Genomic DNA, 17,076 nt, shown 5'->3' on the forward strand with positions numbered 1-17,076 from the left:
GCCGGTGCCCCCGCGGGTCACCCGGTGGGGAGGGCCGCGCGGATCACCGTGCCGGCGCCCGGCGCGCTGTGGATGTCCAGCGTGCCACCGAGCAGCGCGGCCCGCTCGCGCATCGAGCGCACGCCGAGCCGGCCCGGGTGCGGCTCGTCGGGGGAGAACCCGACCCCGTCGTCGATCACCTCCAGCACCACGTGGCTGTCGTCGCCGGCCAGCCGCACGGTCACCTGCGAGGCCTCGGCGTGCCGGGCGGCGTTGCCCAGCGCCTCCAGCGCGATGCGGTACAAGGCCTCCTCCACCTGCGGGCTGACCGGTGGGTCGGCGTCGAGCTCGAGGCCCCAGCCGGCCCGGCCCGGGGCGGCGTGCAGCGTTTCGAACACGCCCTTGAGCGCGGTGGCCAGGCCCGCACCGACCAGCGTCTCCGGGCGCAGCCGCAGGATGATCCCGCGCAGGTCGGTCAGGCCGGCCGCGGCCGTCGCCTTGATCCAGGCCAGGGACGCCTCGGCGTGGGCCGGATTGCCGTACAGCAGCTCGGCTGCGGTGCCGGCGCCGAGGCTGATGCCGTAGAGGGTCTGCACCACCGAGTCGTGCAGGTCCCGGGCCAGCCGTGCGGGTTCGGCGGCCGCGGCCAGCAGCAGCTCGGCCAGCGGCACGAATGGCGCCAGGGCGGCGGGGCGCGGCGCCCGCCGGCCGGTGACGGCCAGCAGGCCTCCGGGCACCGGGTGGTAGAGCACCCGGCGGGCGCGCACCGCGCGGCCCGAGGACATCGCCCGCACCGCCACGGCGACGTTCAGCGCGTCGCTGGGCCCGGCGCAGGACAGTACCGTCGCGGAGGCATCCAGCACGTGCACGGCGCGCGCGCCGCACGTGTGCCGGGCCAGGACGCACAGCGCGTCCAGTGCGGGGGTCAACTGGGGGCCGCCGCGTGCACGGGGACCAGGCCGACCCGCATCGCGTAGAGCGCGGCCTGGGTGCGGCTCTCCGCGTTGAGCTTCTGCAGGATGTTGCTCACGTGCGTCTTCACCGTCTGGGGCGCGATGTGCAGCTCCCGGGCGATCTGCCCGTTGGCGCGGCCGCGGGCCAGCAGCGCGAGCACCTCCTCCTCGCGGCGGGTCAGCTGCGGTGGGGTGGCCGGCACGTGCACGTCGCGCACGAGCCGGGCGGCGACCGCCGGGGACAGCTGCACCTGGCCGGCGGCGGCGGCGCGGACCGCCCGGTGCAACTCCTCGGCGTCGGTGTCCTTGAGCAGGTAGCCGACCGCGCCGGCGTGCAGGGCGTCGGCGATCAGCTGCGGCTCGAGGTACCCGCTCAGCGCCACCACCTCGACGCTGGGCAGCTCGCGGCGGATGACGGCGATCGCGCTGATCCCGTCGAGGACCGGCATGAGCAGGTCCATCAGCACGATGTCGGGGCGCAGCTCGTGGGTCATCGCCACGGCCTCCCGCCCGTCGGCCGCCGCGCCGACCGTTTCCAGGTCACCGCTGAGGGCCAGGAAGCTGCGCAGGCCCTCGCGGACCATCGCATGGTCGTCGGCGATCAAGATCCTGATACTCATCGGGGCGCGGTATACCCCGCAAAAGGAACAAATACCGCGGGCCACGGTGCCAGGCGGACTACGCCGAATGGGGGAGGCCGAAGGTGGGCGCTACGGCAGAACCGCGGCGTGATGTGCCGGGGGCACGCCCGGCCGCACGGTTGTGAGCGTGACGCCCTACTTGTTCCGGCTGAGCCGGTTCTCCCTGGTGGGAGTCAGCGGTGTCGTCGTCAACAACGCCGCCCTGCTCGTGCTGCACGGGCTGCTCGGGCTCGCGCTGCTGCCCGCAACGGTAGCGGCTGTCGAGATCGCGCTGGTATCCAACTACGTCCTGCATGAACTGTGGACCTTCCGGCGGCGCCGCCTGTCGCTGCAGCGGTTCGCGTACTTCAGCCTCGCCGGCCTGGCCGCGATGCCGGTCAACGTCATTGTGGTGCAGCTGCTGGTCGGTCTCGGCCTGCACTACCTCCCCGCCAACCTGGTCGGCATCGCGGCCGGATTCGGGGTCAACTTCGCCGTCAGCTCGAAGTGGATTTGGAGTGAACGCACCGATGGAGCAGATCGTGTTGGCGGTCCTCACCCTGATCTCACTGCTGCTGACGGTGCAGGCGGCTCACGCCCTGTATCTCATGATCTATACGTGGGACCGGCCGGAGGCGGACGCCAAGGCACGCGTGCCAGATCAACGTGCTATGCCGGAACTCTCCTTCACCGCCATCCTCCCGGCAAGGCACGAGGAGGAGGTCATCCAAGCCACCATCGCCCGCGCCGCGTCCGCTGAGTACCCGCCGCACCTGGTGCAGATCCTGGTCGTGTGCTCGGCGGACGACGTGGGCACGATCGAGCAGGCCCGGGCCCAGGTCAATCGGCTGCGCGCGGCCGGGCGGACCAACGTGGACGTGGTCGTCTTCGACGACGGCCCGATCAACAAGCCGCACGGGCTGAACACGGCGCTGCGCTACGCCACCAACGACGTCGTGGCCATCTTCGACGCCGAGGACGAGGTGCAGCGGGAGCTCTTCGACATCGTCAACACGATCATGCTGACCGACGAGGTCAGCGTGGTGCAGGCCGGAGTGCAGCTGATGAACTTCGACTCGAACTGGTACTCGACGTTCAACGTGCTGGAGTACTTCTTCTGGTTTCGTAGCCGCCTGCACTACCACGCCAAGAACGGCGCCATCACCCTCGGCGGCAACACGGTGTTCTTCCGGCGCGAGCTCATCGAGCGCCTGGGCGGCTGGGACGAGACCAACCTCACCGAGGACGCCGACATCGGCCTGCGGGTCTCCAGCATGGGGGAGAAGGTCCGGGTGGTCTACGACGACCGTTACGTGACCAAGGAGGAGACGCCGCCGACGCTGCAGAGCTTCATCAAGCAGCGCACGCGGTGGTGCCAGGGGTTCATGCAGACCCTGGGCAAGGGCACCTGGAAGCTCATGCCCAACCGGCGGCAGCGCTTCCTGGCCTGGTACACCCTGGCGTTTCCGCACGTCCAGGCGATGCTCGGCATCTACCTGCCGGTCGCGCTGTTGCAGGCGTTCGTGCTCACCGTGCCCGTGCCGGTGGCGATGCTGTCCTGGCTGCCGGTGCTGCTGCTCGGCGCGCACTTCGTCATGTCCGTCGTCGGGCTCTACGAGTTCACCGGGGCGCACGGGCTGAAGGCCGGCCCGGGGACCGTGGTGAAGATGGCGATCACCTGGTTCCCCTATCAGATGGTGTTGTCCTACGCGGCCGCCCGCGCGCTGTACCGCCAGCTCAAGGGCGCCACCAACTGGGAGAAGACCGCCCACGTCGGCGCACACCGCACCGCCGAGGCTCCGGAGTTGAGCAATGTCGGCTGAAGTCCTCACCAGGCCCAGGGCCACCCCCGCCTCCGCGCGCAAGCCGGACAAGGCGCCGAAGTGGCTCATCGCCCTGTGCATGCTGATCGGACTGGTCAGTCACGGGTGGAACATGTTCCGCTACCCGCTGTACCTCACCGACGAGGGCATCTACATGGAGCAGGCCTGGTCGGTGCTCCGGCAGGCCAAGCTCTCGCCGTACACCTACTTCTACGACCACGCCCCGATGGGCTGGCTGGCGCTGTCGGGCTGGGTCGCGGTGCTGCCCGGCGGCTTCAACGCCTTCGGCAACGCCATCAATACCGGCCGGGCGCTCATGCTCATCGTGCACCTGCTCTCGGTGTTCCTGATGTTCGAGACGGTGCGCCGTTTCACCGCCAGCAAGCCGGCCGCGTTCCTGGCCACGTTCGTGTACAACCTGTCCCCGCTCGGGGTGTACTACCAGCGCCAGGTCCTGCTGGACAACCTCATGATGTTCTGGATCCTGCTCGGGCTGTACCTGCTGGCCCGGCGGGACGGGCGGATCGTCACCGCGATGGGCGCCGGCTTCTGCTTCGGCCTGGCGCTGGTGACCAAGGAGAACGCGCTGTTCATCCTGCCCGGCTGCGCGTACCTGCTGCACAAGACGATCAAGGAGCAGCCCAACCGGCGCTTCGGGGTGAGCTTCTGGTGGTTCGCCGCTCTCGCGCCGGTCGTCGGTTACCTGCTCTTCGCGCAGATCAAGAACGAGCTCTTTCCGGAGAACTTCAACTTCAACCTGGGCGCCACCACGCCCGGTGACCACGTGTCGCTGCTGTACACCGTCTGGTGGCAGCTGCACCGCAACTCCAACAGCGCCAACGGCCTGTCCTTCACCGACCTGCTGCACGACAGCTGGCTGTTCAAGGACCGCTACCTGCTCATCGCCGGCGCCGCGGCGACCCTGCTCGTGCTCATCTCCGGACGGCGCAACCGGCGGCTGCGCACGCCGATGCTGGCGTGCGGGCTGATGGCGGTCGGCTACGCCTTCTACCTGAGCCGCAGCGCACTGCTCGACTTCTACATCGCGCCGATGGTGCCGCTGTTCGCGCTCAACCTCGGCATGTTCTTCGGCTGGCTCACCCGGCGCACGGCGCAGGCCGGCGCGGCGGTGCTCGTCGCCTGCGTCCTGGTGCCGGTGCTGGTCATGCCGGGAGGCTTCCTGGTGAAGTACAACGACCGGGGCCAGCTGGAGTTCAGCGACGCCTACCGGCTGCCGCTCACCCAGCTGCAGGAACAGCAGGTGGCCTGGATCAAGGCGAACATCCCGACCAACGCCCGCCTCATCATCGACGACGACATCTGGGTTGCGCTGCACGACAACAACCCGCCGTACAAGAACGCCCATCCGCACTACAAGGCCACGTCCGACCCGGACGTGCGGGACAAGGTCTTCCACTCCAGCTGGGAGAACGTCGATTACGTCGTGATGTCGAACAAGATGCGCGACGCCCTCCAGCGCGGCGGCGAGACCTGGATCATCGAGGCGATCGACCAGCACGGGCAGCCCGTCTGGCAGGCCACCCGGGGCGACGTCTCGCTGTCAATCGTGAAGATCGGGAACACGTCGTAGTTTTGGAGACCCTGATGCAATCGCTCAAGCATCGGCCCGCGGTCCCGCGCGGCAAGAGTCGCCGGAAGAAACGGGCCAACGTCAAGCTCTCCCGCAAGCGCCTGCTCCTGGCCGCCGCGGCGGCCGTGCTGCTGGTCATGGTGGGCCGCTCGCTGCTGCCGGCGCTCGGTATCACCGCGCCCGGCCTCGGCGGCAAGCCCACCGAGACGCCGACGGAGGTACAGACGAAGGCCCCGCCCGCGCCGCAGGTCGACCTGAACGGGGTCATGGTGCCGGGCGGTGGCGCGCCGATGATCACCCTGAACCCGGGCCTGGTGCGGCTGGGCGGCACGGTCACCGTCCAGGGCTCGGGCTTCGACCAGGGGTCCGTCGTCGACGTGTATCTCGGGCCGTCGTCGGCGCCCGGCCAGAAGCCGCCGAAGGGCGCGGCCACGGCGAAGCCGCACCAGGTGGCGACGGCGAAGGCCGGCAAGTACGGGATCTTCACGGCCAACTTCAACTTCCCCAGCACGATGACCCAGCCGGTGCTGGAGGTGACCGCCCAGGCGCGCGGCAGCACCGACAAGGTGGCCAAGGCCGACGCGTCGGTCGCCCAGGGCGCCGGCCAGGCGACGCTGTCGGCGATCGTCGGTAAGCCCGGCGACACGATCAACCTCACGGTGAAGGGCTTCGCGCCGGGCGAGAACCTCGACGTGTTCTGGGGCCGCATCAGCGGCGAGCCGACCCTCACCCTCAAGGCCGACGAGGGTGGCTCGGTGGGTAAGACGCCGATCAGAGTCGGGGTCACCGCCGTCGGGACGACCAGTCTGGTGGTCGTGGGCAAGAAGAGCGGGGCTGCGGCCAGCGCGCCGTTCCAGGTGCTGCGGCTGTACCCGTCGATCAAGATCGCCCCGTACGCGGTGAAGGCCACCCAGAAGGTCACCTTCTCCGGCTCCGGCTTCGCCCCCGACGAGCGGGTGCTGGTGCGGCTCAACGCGGCCGGCGGGCAGCCGGTGATGGCGATACCGACCGACGACGCCGGCGGATTCAAGGGCGCCGGGCTCACCATGCCGTTCAAGCTCAAGGGCGCCCAGGCGCTGGTGTTCACCGGCGAGCAGAGCCGTGCGGCGGTCTCGAGCGGGTTCACGATCCTCCCGTACATGCCGCAGGCCCGCACCAACGCCTACGGCGGTCTGCCGGGCACGATGGTGAACTTCTACGCCACCCAGTTCGCCCCCAACGAGGCCGTGCACGTGACGGTGCAGACGGCCAAGGGTGCCAAGCCGGAGACGGTCGCCGCGTTCCGGGTGGACCAGAAGGGCACCGCCCGGGCGGTCGGGCAGTACACCATCCCCGGCGACACCGAGGACACCGTCGTGTTCCACCTGCACGGCCAGAGCAGCGACTCGACCGCGACGGTCAACTTCAAGGTCGACAAGTCCGGCGGACCGGTCGATATCCCGCCTGCCAAGCCGTTTACGATTCCTAAGAACCTGGAGAACTGACGCTGTTGTACTGGCAGGCGTTCCGCGCCGCCCCGGAAGCGTTGATCGTGCTCGACGCCGCCGGGGTGGTGCGCCTGGCCAGCAGCGCGGCCGAGGCGCTGTTCCAGCGCTCCACCGCCGACCTCGTGGGACGCCGGGTCGCCGACCTCTTCGTCGGCGACCCGGCGTTCAGCACGCAGGAGCCCGTGGCGTCAGTGGTGCGGCTGCCCGGCGGGCGCGAGATCGCCGTGGACGTGCGGGCCCGCACCCTCGCCGGCGACCCCAGCGGCCTGCTGGTGCTCGCCATCGACGACCAGAGCATGCCCGGGCGCAGCCGGGCCAGCCTCGAGCAGCGCATCGCCCGGCTCACCCTCACCGAGCACGAGCAGGGCGAGCTGCTCAGCGACCTCATCCTCTCCCAGGAGCGCGAGCGCGCCCGCATCGCCGCCGGCGTGCACGACGACAGCCTGCAGGTGATCACCGCCGCCACGCTGCGCCTGCAACACCTGCGCCGCCGCCTGCGCGACCCGGCCGACCTGGAGATCCTCGACAAGCTGGAGGCCTCCCTCGTGCAGGCGGCCGAACGGCTGCGCCGGCTCATCTTCGACTTCCGCCCGCCGAAGCTGGCCGACGACGGGCTCGTGGCCGCCACCCGCGACCTGCTCGACGACCTCGCCGAGCGCCACGAACTCGAAGTGCGCGTCGAGGACCGGCTCGCCGCCGAGCCGGCGCTGCCGACGCGCCTGCTGCTCTACCGCATGTTGCAGGAGGCCGTCGCCAACGTCGGCAAGCACGCCGACGCCGACCGCTGCACGGTGATCCTGGGCGAGCAGGAGAACGGCTACCTGGTCCGGGTCGTCGACGACGGCGTCGGCGCCGAGATCCTGCACACCGACCCCGGGCACCTCGGGCTGCTGCTCATGCGGGAGCGGGCGGATCTGGCCGGCGGGTGGTTCCGGATCAGCAGCGTGCCGGGCAGCGGCACCACCGTCACGTTCTGGGTGCCGCGTGGCGCCGACCTGCAATCCAAAGGAGCCCCATAGTGAGTGGCCGTCCGCCCTACCGTGTGCTGATCGTCGAGGACCACCAGGTCGTCGCGGAGGGGCTCGCCGCCCTCCTCAACGAGCACCCCGAGCTGCGCGTCGTGGCCCTGGCCAGCAGCGTCGGCGAGGTCGAGCACCTCTCCGACGTGGAGCGGGTCGACGTGGCCCTGTGCGACTTCTGGCTGCCCGACGGCACCGGCGCCGAGGCGGTCGCGGCGCTGCGCGCGCACCAGCCCGACGTGGCCATCGTCTTCCTCAGCGCCGACCAGAGCGACCAGGTGATCCTCACCGCGCTCGAGGCCGGCGCGGCCGGCTATCTGGTCAAGAGCGCCGGCGGCGCCGACGTGGCCGAGGCCGTGCGGCGCGCCGTCGACGGCGAGATCCTGGTGCCGGCCCGCCAACTGGCCAAGCTCCTGTCCCGCCGGCGCGAGAACGCGCGCCGCTCCCAGGAGCACGCCCGGCGGCTTGATAGCCTCACGCCGCGCGAGCGGCAGATCCTCGCCCTGATGGCCGAGGGCAAGGACAACCGTGACATCGCGCGCGAGCTGAGCATCAGCTACACCACGGTCCGCAGCCACGTGCGCCACCTGCTGAGCAAGATGGGCGCCCGCTCGAAGCTCGAGGCCGTCGTCCGCGCCGCTGATTGGGACTCTCCTTCAATTGGTGCATGAACAAATCCGGCATTTGTACGCTGACTGCGCATTCTGCTGTCCGTAGCGTGTTGACCTGCCCCGCCGTCAAACGTGAGGACAGGTCAGCTCTATGGGTCGTACGCGCCTTTACTGGATTTCCGCACTGGTCGCGCTCGCCGTAGCCGCAGTGGCACTGGTGCCACTGCTGCAGCACAAGGACAAGAAGGTCCAGCCGACGATGGCGCAGTCCGCGCAGCGTCTGCAGATGCCCCTGCACGCCGAGGGCAGCCGCATCGTCGATGCCCGCGGTGAGACCGTGACGTTCACCGGTGTCAACTGGTTCGGACTGGAGACCGAGACGTTCGCGCCGCACGGGCTGTGGTCGCGCAGCCTGAACGACATGCTCGACCAGATCGTCGGTCAGGGCTTCAACACGTTGCGCCTGCCGTTCAGCAACGAGTTGTTCGACGCCGCGGCGAAGCCGAACGGTGTCGACTTCGCCCTCAACCCCGACCTCCAGGGCCTGACCGGCCCGCAGATCATGGACAAGGTCGTGGAGGGCGCCACCAAGCGCGGCATGATGGTCATCCTCGACCGGCACCGCCCGACGTCGTCCGGCCAGAGCAACCTCTGGTACACCGACAAGGTCAGCGAGGAGCGCTGGATCTCCGACTGGGTCAAGCTCGCCACGCACTACAAGAACAACCCGCTCGTGGTCGGCGCCGACCTGCACAACGAGCCGCACGGCGAGGCCACCTGGGGCGACGGCAACGAGAAGACCGACTGGCAGGCCGCCGCGCAGCGCGCCGGCGACGCGGTGCTCAAGGCCAACCCGAACTGGCTGATCGTCGTCGAGGGCATCGAGAACTACAAGACCGCCGACGGCAACACCGACGGCTACTGGTGGGGTGGCAACCTGCAGGGCGCCGCCGAGCACCCGGTGAAGCTGTCGGACCCCGCCAAGCTGGTGTACTCCGCGCACGACTACAGCCCGAAGGTCTGGTCGCAGCAGTGGTTCACCGACCCGCAGTTCCCCGCCAACATGCCGGCCCTGTGGGACAAGCAGTTCGGCTTCCTCGTGAAGAAGAACATCGCCCCGGTGCTCATGGGTGAGTTCGGCGGCCGCTCCGTCGCCGAGAAGGACGAGCAGGGCAACAAGGACCTTGAGGGCATCTGGCAGCGCAACCTCGTCGCCTACCTGAAGGACAACGGGCTCAGCTACACCTACTGGTCCTGGAACCCGAACTCCGGTGACACCGGCGGGGTCCTGCAGGATGACTGGAAGACCGTGGACGCCGACAAAGCGGCGCTGCTGAAGAGCTACCAGGCGCCTCTGGCCGCGGCTGCGGGGTAACCCCGAAGCAGGCAGGCACGGCCCTCCCCCCGCTGTTACATTCACGGGGGGAGGGCCGATCCATGCCTGAGGCAGCCACTGTCGTCGATACCGTGATGGGTCCGTTGAACGCGGTCCTGTGCACACCCGGCGCCGCCGGTGGGGCGGCCGATGGCCCTGACGGCCCGGCCCGGGCCGGCCTGGTGCTCGTCGACGGCTCCGGCCCGGCCACCCGCGACGCCTGGCAGGGCGTGCCCGGCTGGCTCGCCGAGCGCGGGATCGCCACCCTGCGCCACGACAAGCCCGGCTGCGGCGGATCCCCCGGCGACTGGCGCGAGCAGTCCTTCGCCGACCGCGCCGCCGAGGCCCTCGCCGCCCTGGCCACCCTGCGCAAGCAGGCCGGGGTCGAGCGGGCCGGGCTGATCGGCTACAGCCAGGGCGGCTGGGTCGCGCTGCTCGCCGCGGTCAATGCCCCCGACCGGGTCGACCACGTCGTGACCGTAGGCGGGCCGTTCGTCGGTGTGGAGGAACAGCGGCGCACGCTGCTGGCCCGGGTCATGCGCCGCACGGGCCTGTCCGAGGACGCGGTCGAGGCAGGGCTGGCCTGGGCCGACGAGCGCGCCGCCCGGCTCGGCGCCGGCGCGGACCCCGCACTGGTCCACGCCGAGCAGGCCCGGTTCACGGGCGAGCCCTGGCACGCCGTGGTCTGCGGCCCGCCGTATGACACCCCGCAGACCCTGGCCTTCTTCGCCCGCACGCTGCCGTTCGACCCGCCGGCGCTGCTGCCGTTCCTGCCCTGTCCGATCATGGCGTTCTTCGGCGCCGACGACGAGCACGTGCCGGTCGAGCGCAGCCTCGAGGTGCTCGGCGCGCGGCTGCCCGCCCGGCACCGCGGCCGCAACGGGATCGCGGTGCTGCCCGGGGTCGGGCACATGCTGCACCCGGTGCCCCCGCGCCCCGGCATCGCCCTGTTCGATCAGCTGTCCGTGGGGTTCCTGCCCCTGCTCGGCGACTTCCTGGAGCGGGTCGCCGCTTAGCACTCGCGAGGGTCTGCGCATCGCTTCGTTCCGCGGGCGACGCCCGGTGTGATGGGACGCACTTTTCAATACGAGACGGTTCCGTATCGTGGCTCACGAGCTACGTTGATACGGAACTGTTCCGTATCGTTATCACGCTCCGACGGACTTCGCGTTCAGGCGGCGTGCAGACCAAGCGTTCAGACCAGGGGGAAGCAACACCGTGGACGCATCTACCCAAACGGCATCAGCCAACACCGGACATCCTCGACGCTGGGCCATCCTCGGCGTGCTCGTCATCAGCCTGCTCGTGGTGGTGCTGGACAACACCGTCCTCAACGTCGCCATGCGCACCATCGCCGACCCGCGGCACGGCCTCGGCGCCACCCAGAGCCAGCTGGAGTGGGCGATCAACTCCTACACGCTGGTCTTCGCCGGCCTGCTGTTCACCGCCGGCATCCTGGCCGACCGGCTCGGCCGCCGCATCACGCTCACCGTCGGCCTCGCCCTGTTCGGCATCGCGTCGCTCGCGTCCGCCTACGCCGACTCGCCGGGCCAGCTGATCTGGGCCCGCGCACTGATGGGCCTCGGCGCCGCGGCGGTCATGCCCTCGACGTTGTCGATCATCGCCAACGTCTTCGACCCGCGCGAGCGCGGCCGCGCCATCGGCGTGTGGGCCGGCGCGGTCGGCCTCGGCGTCGCGATCGGCCCGATCGTCGGCGGCCTGCTGCTCGAGCACTTCTGGTGGGGCTCGGTCTTCCTGATCAACGTCCCGATCGTGGTCGGCGGCCTGATCCTGGTCAACACCCTCATCCCCGAGTCGCGCGACCCGAAGCCGGGCCGCATCGACATCGTCGGCGTGCTGCTGTCCATCGTCGGCCTGACCCTGCTCACGTACGGTGTCATCGAGGGCGGCGACCACGGCTTCGCCAGGATCGAGTCCTGGGGCACCCTCGCCGCGGCGGTCGTGGTGCTGGGCGCGTTCGCCCGTTACGAGCGGCGCGTCGAGTTCCCGTCGCTGGACGTGCGGCTGTTCTCCAACCGCCAGTTCAGCGCCTCGACCGGCATGATCGGCCTGGTCTTCTTCGCGGCGATGGGCGTCATGTTCGTCAGCGCCTTCTACCTGCAACTGGTCCGCGGCTACGGCCCGCTTGCCTCCGGCGCCCTGTTCGTGCCGTTCGCCCTCGCTCAGATGGTCTTCGCCCCGCGCAGCGCCGCGATGGTCAAGCGTTTCGGCCCGAAGGTGGTCAGCACCGTCGGCCTGCTGCTCGTCGCGGTCGGCCTGGGCGCGTGGATCTTCATCACGGCGACCACCCCGATCTGGATCGTGGGCGCGCTGTTCTTCCTCATGGGCGTCGGCATGGCCAACGTGATGCCGCCCGCGACGGAGGCGATCATGTCCACGCTTCCCCGCGAGAAGGCCGGTGTCGGATCGGCCGTCAGCAACACCATCCGTCAGGTCGGCGGCGCGCTCGGTGTGGCCGCCCTCGGCGCCGTCGTCTCCTCCGTGTACCGCGATCACATCGCCTCCGCCACGAGCGGCCTGCCGGCCGCCGCGAAGCATGCCGCCGGCGAGTCGATCTCCGGTGCGTACGGGGTGGCGCCGCACGTCGGGCCCGCTGGGCCAGCGCTGATCCAGCACGCCAACGACGCCTTCATCGCCGCCATGCACGCCTCCGCGATCGGCTCGGCGATCTTCGCGGTCCTCGGCGCGGTCGTGGCCGCCCTGTGGCTGCCCGGCAAGCGCCCGGCGGCCGCACCCGTCCCGGCCACCGCCGAGAGCCTGGCGCGGGAGCAGGGTGAGAAGCTCGTCAGGGTTGGCGAGTGAGCGTGTGAGCGTGTGAGCAAGCGGTGAGTAGCTTCAGGGTGAAAACTCGGTAACAATGGAAACCATGACGCTCCACGTGGATGTGGCGCCCGACCAGGACCGGAAGGGTCCTGGCCGGCCCCGCAGCGCCCGGGTCGACGAGGCGATCGTCGAGGCGGTGTTCGAGCTGCTCGGCGCCGGTCAGAGCGCGGACGCCGTCTCGATCGAGGCGGTCGCGGCGAAGGCCGGCGTTGGCAAGGCGACGATCTACCGCCGCTGGCCCAACAAGGAGGCGTTGCTCATCGACGCCGTGCTGGCGATGAAGGGCCCACTGCCCGAGCTGCGCGGCGAGTCGGTGCGCGACGACCTGGTCACGCTGATCGCCGCGATGCGCAACAAGCGGATGGCCCGGCAGGGCAAGGTCACGGCCTGCCTCATGCCGGAGCTGTTCAAGAGCCCGGAGATGACCCGGGTGTACCAGGGGGTCGTGGAGCCGCACCGGGAGGTGCTGCGCTCGGTGCTGCACCGGGGCATCGCCTCGGGCGAGCTGCGCGCCGACCTGGACGTGGAGCTGGCCGTGCTGGTCCTCGCCGGGCCGGCGATCGCGCAGAACATGCTGCGATGGAACCCGAACGTCCCGGACGAGCACTTCGCGGAGAACCTGGTCGACTTCGTGCTGCGCGGCGCGCAGTCCTGACCTCTGTCCGCCGCCACCCGGCCCGGCCCGCCTCCCTCGGCGACGCCGGGCCGCCTCGTTTCCCGAGGATGGCCGGTCAGGGGGTCTGCAGGCGGTGCAGGCGCAGGGCGAGCTGGACCTCCAGGGCGCGCTCCGGCTGCTGCCAGTCGGCGCCGAGGAGCTGGCCGATCCGTTCGAGGCGCTGGGTGACCGTGTTGACGTGCACGTGCAGGACCTCCGCGGCCCGGGTCAGGCTGCCGCCGACGCCGAAGTACGCCTCCAGGGTCTTCACCAGCGTGGTGCCCCGCCGCGCGTCGTAGTCGAGCACCGGGCCGATCGCGGTGTCCAGGAACGACCGTACGCCGCGGTCGCGGCCGTCCGGGGCCGAGCCCAGCAACAGGCCGACGAAGCCCAGCTCGGCAGTGCTGGCGCCGGTGCCGGTGCGGCCCAGGGCGGCCAGGGCGCTCACGCAGCGCTCGGCGTCGCGGTAGGCGGTGGCGATGCCCTCGGGGGTGCTCGCCGGGCCGCCGGCGCCGGCGGTGATCGGGCGGCCCAGCAGCTTGCCCAGGTCGCGGGCGACGAGCCGGGCGGCGGCGCCAGGGGCCTCGCCGGGCAGCAGGAGCACGACGTGGCCGTCGCGGACGGCGGCCAGGCCGGCTCGAGTCTGGGCGTACGTCTGCGCCCACGACATGGCCCGCTGGCGGATCGAGCCGCCGGCGAGCGCGTCCGCGCCGATGGCGATGACGACGTTGGGGGCGTCCAGGTCGACCCCGAGGCGCTTGGCGCGGGCGCGCAGCGCGTCGGCGTCGCGGACCGGGCGCGTGATGACGTCGTCGAGCAGCTCGCCGCGCACGCGGCCCTCGGCCTCGGCCACGGTGCGGCGGAACAGCTGCAGCAGCGCCGTGACGACCGCGGCGCGCTCCAGGATGCGCTGGTCGGCGTTGACGAGCGCGCGGTCGGGGCGCAGGACGAGAGCGCCGAGGTTCTCCGCGCCGGCCACGATCGCGGCCACCCACAGCTGGCCGCGGCGCACGCTGCGGCCCTCGGTGCGCGAGGCGGCCAGGGCCTCGGCGACCGCGCCCGGGTCGGGCTCGGCCAGCTCGCCGACCAGGGCCAGGCGGCGGTTCTCGGCGTCCAGGACGAGCAGGGAGCCGCCGAGGACCTCGACCACGACCGCGGCGACGTCCTCGACGCCGGCGCCGCGCAGCACGAGCGCGGTCATCCGGTCGTGCGCGGCCGCGGCCCGCTCGACGGAGTCGCTGTGCGCGCGGATGACGCCGTTGGCGGCGGAGAGCTCCTCCAGCGCGGCCTGGGTCTCGCCGAGCAGCCGCGCGGTGTCGATCGCGACGGCGGCGTTGGCGGCGAGGGAGAGCAGCAGCGAGACCTCCTCGCGGGCGAACGGGCGGGCGGAGCGGTTGGCGGCGTAGAGCACGCCGATGATCCGGGCGCCCAGCCGCAGCGGTACCCCGAGGATCGCCACCAGCCCCTCCTCGCTCACGCCGGCGTCGATGTCGCCGGTGTGCCGGAAGCGGCTGTCGCGGGGGTAGTCGGCGGTGACGTACGGGCTGCCGGTCTGCGCGACCAGGCCGCCGAGGCCGGCGCCCATCGGCAGCCGCAGCGCCTGGAAGCGGGCCGAGACCGAGCCGTCGGTGACCCGCATGTAGGTGTCGCCGCGGGCCTCGTCGGTGAGCGTCATGTACGCCACGTCGGCACCCAGAAGCGTCCGCGCCCGGTGCACGATCGCGGCGAGCACGGCGTCGACGTCGCGCAGGCCGGCCAGGTCGCTGGCCGTGTCGAAGAGCCCGGACAGCTCCTCCTCGCGCCGGCGGCGCCGCTCCAGCAGGGCGCGGACGCGCAGCGCGACGACCTTGGCCTGCTCGAGCTCGGCGACGCGCTCGGGCGGCAGGCCGGCGCTGCGCGCGGCGACGAGCGGGCCCTCGAACTCCACGGCGGCCGCCTCGCGGGCCAGCAGTTCGAGGTACTCCAGCATCGTCACAACTCCTAGTGTGCGGTCCAGCCGCCGTCGATCGACAGCGAAGTACCGGTGATGAAGCCCGCGACGTCGGTGCACAGGTAGGCGACGAGCTCGGCGACCTCGGCCGGCTCGATGAGCCGCTTGATCGCGGCGCTGGTCAGCATGATCTTCTCGACGACCTCGGACTCGTCGATGCCGTGGGTGCGTGCCTGGTCGGCGATCTGCTTCTCGACCAGCGGCGTACGCACGTACGCCGGGTTGACGCAGTTCGCCGTGACCCCGTGCGGCGCGCCCTCGAGCGCGACGGTCTTCGACAGCCCCTCGAGGGCGTGCTTGGCGGTGACGTAGGCGGCCTTGAACGGCGAGGCCCGCAGGCCGTGCACCGAGGAGATGTTGACGACGCGGCCCCAGTTCCCGGCGTACATGTGCGGCAGGACGGCGCGCACGAGCCGGAAGGGGGCGCAGACCATCACGGTCTGGATGTGGGCGAAGCGCTCCGGCGGGAAGTCCTCCAGCGCCGCCACGTGCTGCAGCCCGGCGTTGTTGACCAGGACGTCGACGTCGAGGTGGCCGGCCAGCCGCTGTTCGATGCCGTCCAGGTCGGACAGGTCGGCGACCACGGGTATGACGTCCGCCTCCCGGGCGAGGGCCTCGAGCGGCTCGGCGTCGCGGTCGAGCGCCACCACCCGCGCCCCGGCGGTGGCGAGGCGCACCGCGACGCTGCGGCCGATGCCGCTACCGGCCCCGGTGACCAGCGCGGTGCGTCCGCGCAGGTCAAGCGCGACCACCTGGTGCGGCGTAGCGGGGTGAGGCGTCGTCATGGCGGGAAACGTACGAGGCTTCGCGCGCCCGTCCCATGGGGCTCGCCCACATACCTTCAGCGTGGTCGGTGTGTGTGTCGCGCGACCGGTCCGCCGCGACCGTCCGATAGGGTGTCGAACACACGTTTGAGGAGGTTGCCGGTGCGCGTGCTGGGGGTCGACCCGGGGCTGACCCGGTGCGGCGTGGCGGTGGTCGAGGGGCAGCCGGGACGGCCGTGCCGGCCCGTGCACTACGAGGTCGTCACCAGCGACCCGGACGAGGACCTGGCGCTGCGCCTGCTCGGCCTCGACGTGCGCCTCGCCGAGGTGGTCGCCGAGCACCGCCCCGAGGCAGTCGCCGTCGAGCGGGTCTTCAGCCAGCACAACGTGCGCACCGTGATGGGCACGGCGCAGGCCGGTGCGGTGGCCATCCTCGCCGCGGCGCGGGCCGGGCTGCCCGTGCAGCTGTACACCCCCAGCGAGGTCAAGGCCGCCATCAGTGGCAACGGCAACGCCGACAAGGCGCAGGTGACCGCGATGGTGACCCGGCTGCTGCGGCTGGAGGTCGCGCCGCGCCCGGCCGACGCCGCCGACGCCTTAGCCTTGGCCATCTGTCACGTCTGGCGGGGCGGGGCGCGCGAGCGCCTCAGCGCCGCATTGAGGAGGGCCCGGTGATCGCGAGCGTTCGCGGCAAGGTGGTGGCGGTGTCGCCCGACGGCGCGGTGATCGAGGTCGGCGGGGTCGGCCTGCTCGTGCAGTGCTCGCCGCACACCGTCGCCGACCTGCGGGTGGGGCAGGAGGCCCGGCTGGCGACCTCGCTGGTGGTGCGGGAGGACTCGCTCACCCTCTACGGCTTCGCCGACGACGATGCCCGGCAGCTGTTCGAGCTGCTGCAGACGGCGAGCGGGGTGGGGCCCCGGCTGGCCCAGGCCGTGCTCGCCGTGCACGCTCCTGATGTGGTGCGCCGCGCCATCTCCGCCGGTGACACCTCGACGCTGACCCGCGTGCCGGGCATCGGCAAGAAGGGGGCCGAGCGGCTGGTGCTGGAGCTGCGCGACAAGATCGGCGCCCTGCCGGGCGACGGCGCGGCGCTGGTCGGCGTGGGCGCCGCGGTCTGGCCCGAGCAGGTCCGCCAGGCGCTGGTCGGGCTCGGCTGGAGCTCCGGCCAGGCCGACCAGGCGGTAGCCGCGGTCGCTGAGCAGCTCGACGGGCAGACCGTGCCGGCGGTGCCGGTGCTGCTCAAGCAGGCGATCAAGATGCTGGGCACGATCCGATGAACGGCGCGCGGCGTTGCGGCGATGCGGCGCCTGGTCCGGGTCGATCCGTGCGAAGCCCCATCGAGCCAGACTGGGCGGCGCCTGGTCT

Annotated in this window: 16 protein-coding genes; 12 read left to right on the forward strand and 4 right to left on the reverse strand. The window is 71.4% G+C overall.

Annotation, left to right across the window (positions count from 1 at the left end):
- Nucleotides 1-17 precede the first annotated feature (17 nt).
- Together AB0367_RS25750 and AB0367_RS25755 are read right to left on the reverse strand one after the other, a co-directional pair.
- On the reverse strand, nt 18-908 hold the full coding sequence (locus AB0367_RS25750) for a sensor histidine kinase (RefSeq protein WP_366228974.1): 891 nt from the start codon (nt 906-908) through the stop codon (nt 18-20).
- On the reverse strand, nt 905-1,552 hold the full coding sequence (locus tag AB0367_RS25755; protein ID WP_366228975.1) for a response regulator transcription factor: 648 nt from the start codon (nt 1,550-1,552) through the stop codon (nt 905-907). Before AB0367_RS25755 ends, AB0367_RS25750 begins: the two co-directional genes overlap by 4 nt.
- 148 nt (nt 1,553-1,700) lie before the next feature.
- On the opposite strand from AB0367_RS25755, the gene AB0367_RS25760 reads away from it, so the two are divergent.
- From AB0367_RS25760 to AB0367_RS25805, 10 genes are all read left to right on the forward strand, one after another.
- Nucleotides 1,701-2,312 carry a GtrA family protein gene (locus tag AB0367_RS25760; RefSeq protein ID WP_366228976.1) on the forward strand — a complete coding sequence of 204 codons (612 nt, stop codon included), beginning with the start codon at nt 1,701-1,703 and terminating at the stop codon, nt 2,310-2,312.
- The gene (locus AB0367_RS25765) at nt 2,224-3,375 is read left to right on the forward strand and encodes a glycosyltransferase (protein WP_366228977.1); all 1,152 of its coding nucleotides are present in this window, start codon (nt 2,224-2,226) and stop codon (nt 3,373-3,375) included. The genes AB0367_RS25760 and AB0367_RS25765 overlap by 89 nt, the downstream gene beginning before the upstream one ends.
- Nucleotides 3,365-4,966: a glycosyltransferase family 39 protein gene (locus AB0367_RS25770; protein ID WP_366228978.1), complete on the forward strand. Its 1,602-nt coding sequence runs from the start codon at nt 3,365-3,367 to the stop codon at nt 4,964-4,966. The genes AB0367_RS25765 and AB0367_RS25770 overlap by 11 nt, the downstream gene beginning before the upstream one ends.
- Before the next feature lie 14 nt (nt 4,967-4,980).
- Nucleotides 4,981-6,450 carry a hypothetical protein gene (locus AB0367_RS25775; RefSeq protein WP_366228979.1) on the forward strand — a complete coding sequence of 490 codons (1,470 nt, stop codon included), beginning with the start codon at nt 4,981-4,983 and terminating at the stop codon, nt 6,448-6,450.
- A 5-nt stretch (nt 6,451-6,455) separates the two neighbouring features.
- Complete coding sequence (locus tag AB0367_RS25780; RefSeq protein ID WP_366228980.1) at nt 6,456-7,472, forward strand: ATP-binding protein; 1,017 nt, start codon at nt 6,456-6,458, stop codon at nt 7,470-7,472.
- Nucleotides 7,472-8,143: a response regulator transcription factor gene (locus tag AB0367_RS25785; RefSeq protein WP_366228981.1), complete on the forward strand. Its 672-nt coding sequence runs from the start codon at nt 7,472-7,474 to the stop codon at nt 8,141-8,143. The genes AB0367_RS25780 and AB0367_RS25785 overlap by 1 nt, the downstream gene beginning before the upstream one ends.
- Nucleotides 8,144-8,234: 91 nt before the next feature.
- A complete protein-coding gene (locus AB0367_RS25790; protein WP_366228982.1) occupies nt 8,235-9,458 on the forward strand; it encodes a glycoside hydrolase family 5 protein in 1,224 nt (407 codons plus the stop codon).
- Between the two features lie 95 nt (nt 9,459-9,553).
- Entirely contained in the window at nt 9,554-10,474 is a 921-nt protein-coding gene (locus AB0367_RS25795; RefSeq protein ID WP_366229031.1) for an alpha/beta hydrolase, read from the forward strand.
- A 268-nt stretch (nt 10,475-10,742) separates the two neighbouring features.
- Nucleotides 10,743-12,281, forward strand: a complete 1,539-nt coding sequence (locus tag AB0367_RS25800) for an MFS transporter (protein ID WP_366228983.1) — start codon at nt 10,743-10,745, stop codon at nt 12,279-12,281.
- A gap of 64 nt (nt 12,282-12,345) precedes the next feature.
- Nucleotides 12,346-12,957, forward strand: coding sequence for a TetR/AcrR family transcriptional regulator (locus tag AB0367_RS25805; RefSeq protein ID WP_366228984.1), 612 nt, complete (start codon nt 12,346-12,348; stop codon nt 12,955-12,957).
- Between the two features lie 76 nt (nt 12,958-13,033).
- Here the strand turns inward: AB0367_RS25805 and AB0367_RS25810 are convergent, their stop codons facing one another.
- Together AB0367_RS25810 and AB0367_RS25815 are read right to left on the reverse strand one after the other, a co-directional pair.
- On the reverse strand, nt 13,034-14,926 hold the full coding sequence (locus AB0367_RS25810) for a helix-turn-helix domain-containing protein (protein ID WP_366229032.1): 1,893 nt from the start codon (nt 14,924-14,926) through the stop codon (nt 13,034-13,036).
- Between the two features lie 11 nt (nt 14,927-14,937).
- Nucleotides 14,938-15,732: a 3-hydroxybutyrate dehydrogenase gene (locus AB0367_RS25815; RefSeq protein ID WP_366228985.1), complete on the reverse strand. Its 795-nt coding sequence runs from the start codon at nt 15,730-15,732 to the stop codon at nt 14,938-14,940.
- Nucleotides 15,733-15,873: 141 nt separating this feature from the next.
- On the opposite strand from AB0367_RS25815, the gene ruvC reads away from it, so the two are divergent.
- Complete coding sequence (gene ruvC, locus AB0367_RS25820; protein ID WP_366228986.1) at nt 15,874-16,386, forward strand: crossover junction endodeoxyribonuclease RuvC; 513 nt, start codon at nt 15,874-15,876, stop codon at nt 16,384-16,386.
- Complete coding sequence (gene ruvA / locus AB0367_RS25825; protein WP_366228987.1) at nt 16,383-16,988, forward strand: Holliday junction branch migration protein RuvA; 606 nt, start codon at nt 16,383-16,385, stop codon at nt 16,986-16,988. Before ruvC ends, ruvA begins: the two co-directional genes overlap by 4 nt.
- Nucleotides 16,989-17,076 lie beyond the last annotated feature (88 nt).

Source organism: Dactylosporangium sp. NPDC051484 (genome assembly GCF_040689395.1).
Lineage (GTDB): Bacteria > Actinomycetota > Actinomycetes > Mycobacteriales > Micromonosporaceae > Dactylosporangium.

Excerpts from the sequence above, each read along its gene's own strand:
- AB0367_RS25795 (WP_366229031.1), top strand. The coding sequence starts at position 9,554 with ATGGGTCCGTTGAACGCGGTCCTGTGCACACCCGGCGCCGCCGGTGGG.
- AB0367_RS25815 (WP_366228985.1), bottom strand. The coding sequence starts at position 15,732 with ATGACGACGCCTCACCCCGCTACGCCGCACCAGGTGGTCGCGCTTGAC.
- AB0367_RS25810 (WP_366229032.1), bottom strand. The coding sequence starts at position 14,926 with ATGCTGGAGTACCTCGAACTGCTGGCCCGCGAGGCGGCCGCCGTGGAG.
- AB0367_RS25765 (WP_366228977.1), top strand. The coding sequence starts at position 2,224 with ATGCCGGAACTCTCCTTCACCGCCATCCTCCCGGCAAGGCACGAGGAG.
- AB0367_RS25755 (WP_366228975.1), bottom strand. The coding sequence starts at position 1,552 with ATGAGTATCAGGATCTTGATCGCCGACGACCATGCGATGGTCCGCGAG.
- AB0367_RS25770 (WP_366228978.1), top strand. The coding sequence starts at position 3,365 with ATGTCGGCTGAAGTCCTCACCAGGCCCAGGGCCACCCCCGCCTCCGCG.
- AB0367_RS25805 (WP_366228984.1), top strand. The coding sequence starts at position 12,346 with ATGACGCTCCACGTGGATGTGGCGCCCGACCAGGACCGGAAGGGTCCT.
- AB0367_RS25775 (WP_366228979.1), top strand. The coding sequence starts at position 4,981 with ATGCAATCGCTCAAGCATCGGCCCGCGGTCCCGCGCGGCAAGAGTCGC.
- AB0367_RS25790 (WP_366228982.1), top strand. The coding sequence starts at position 8,235 with ATGGGTCGTACGCGCCTTTACTGGATTTCCGCACTGGTCGCGCTCGCC.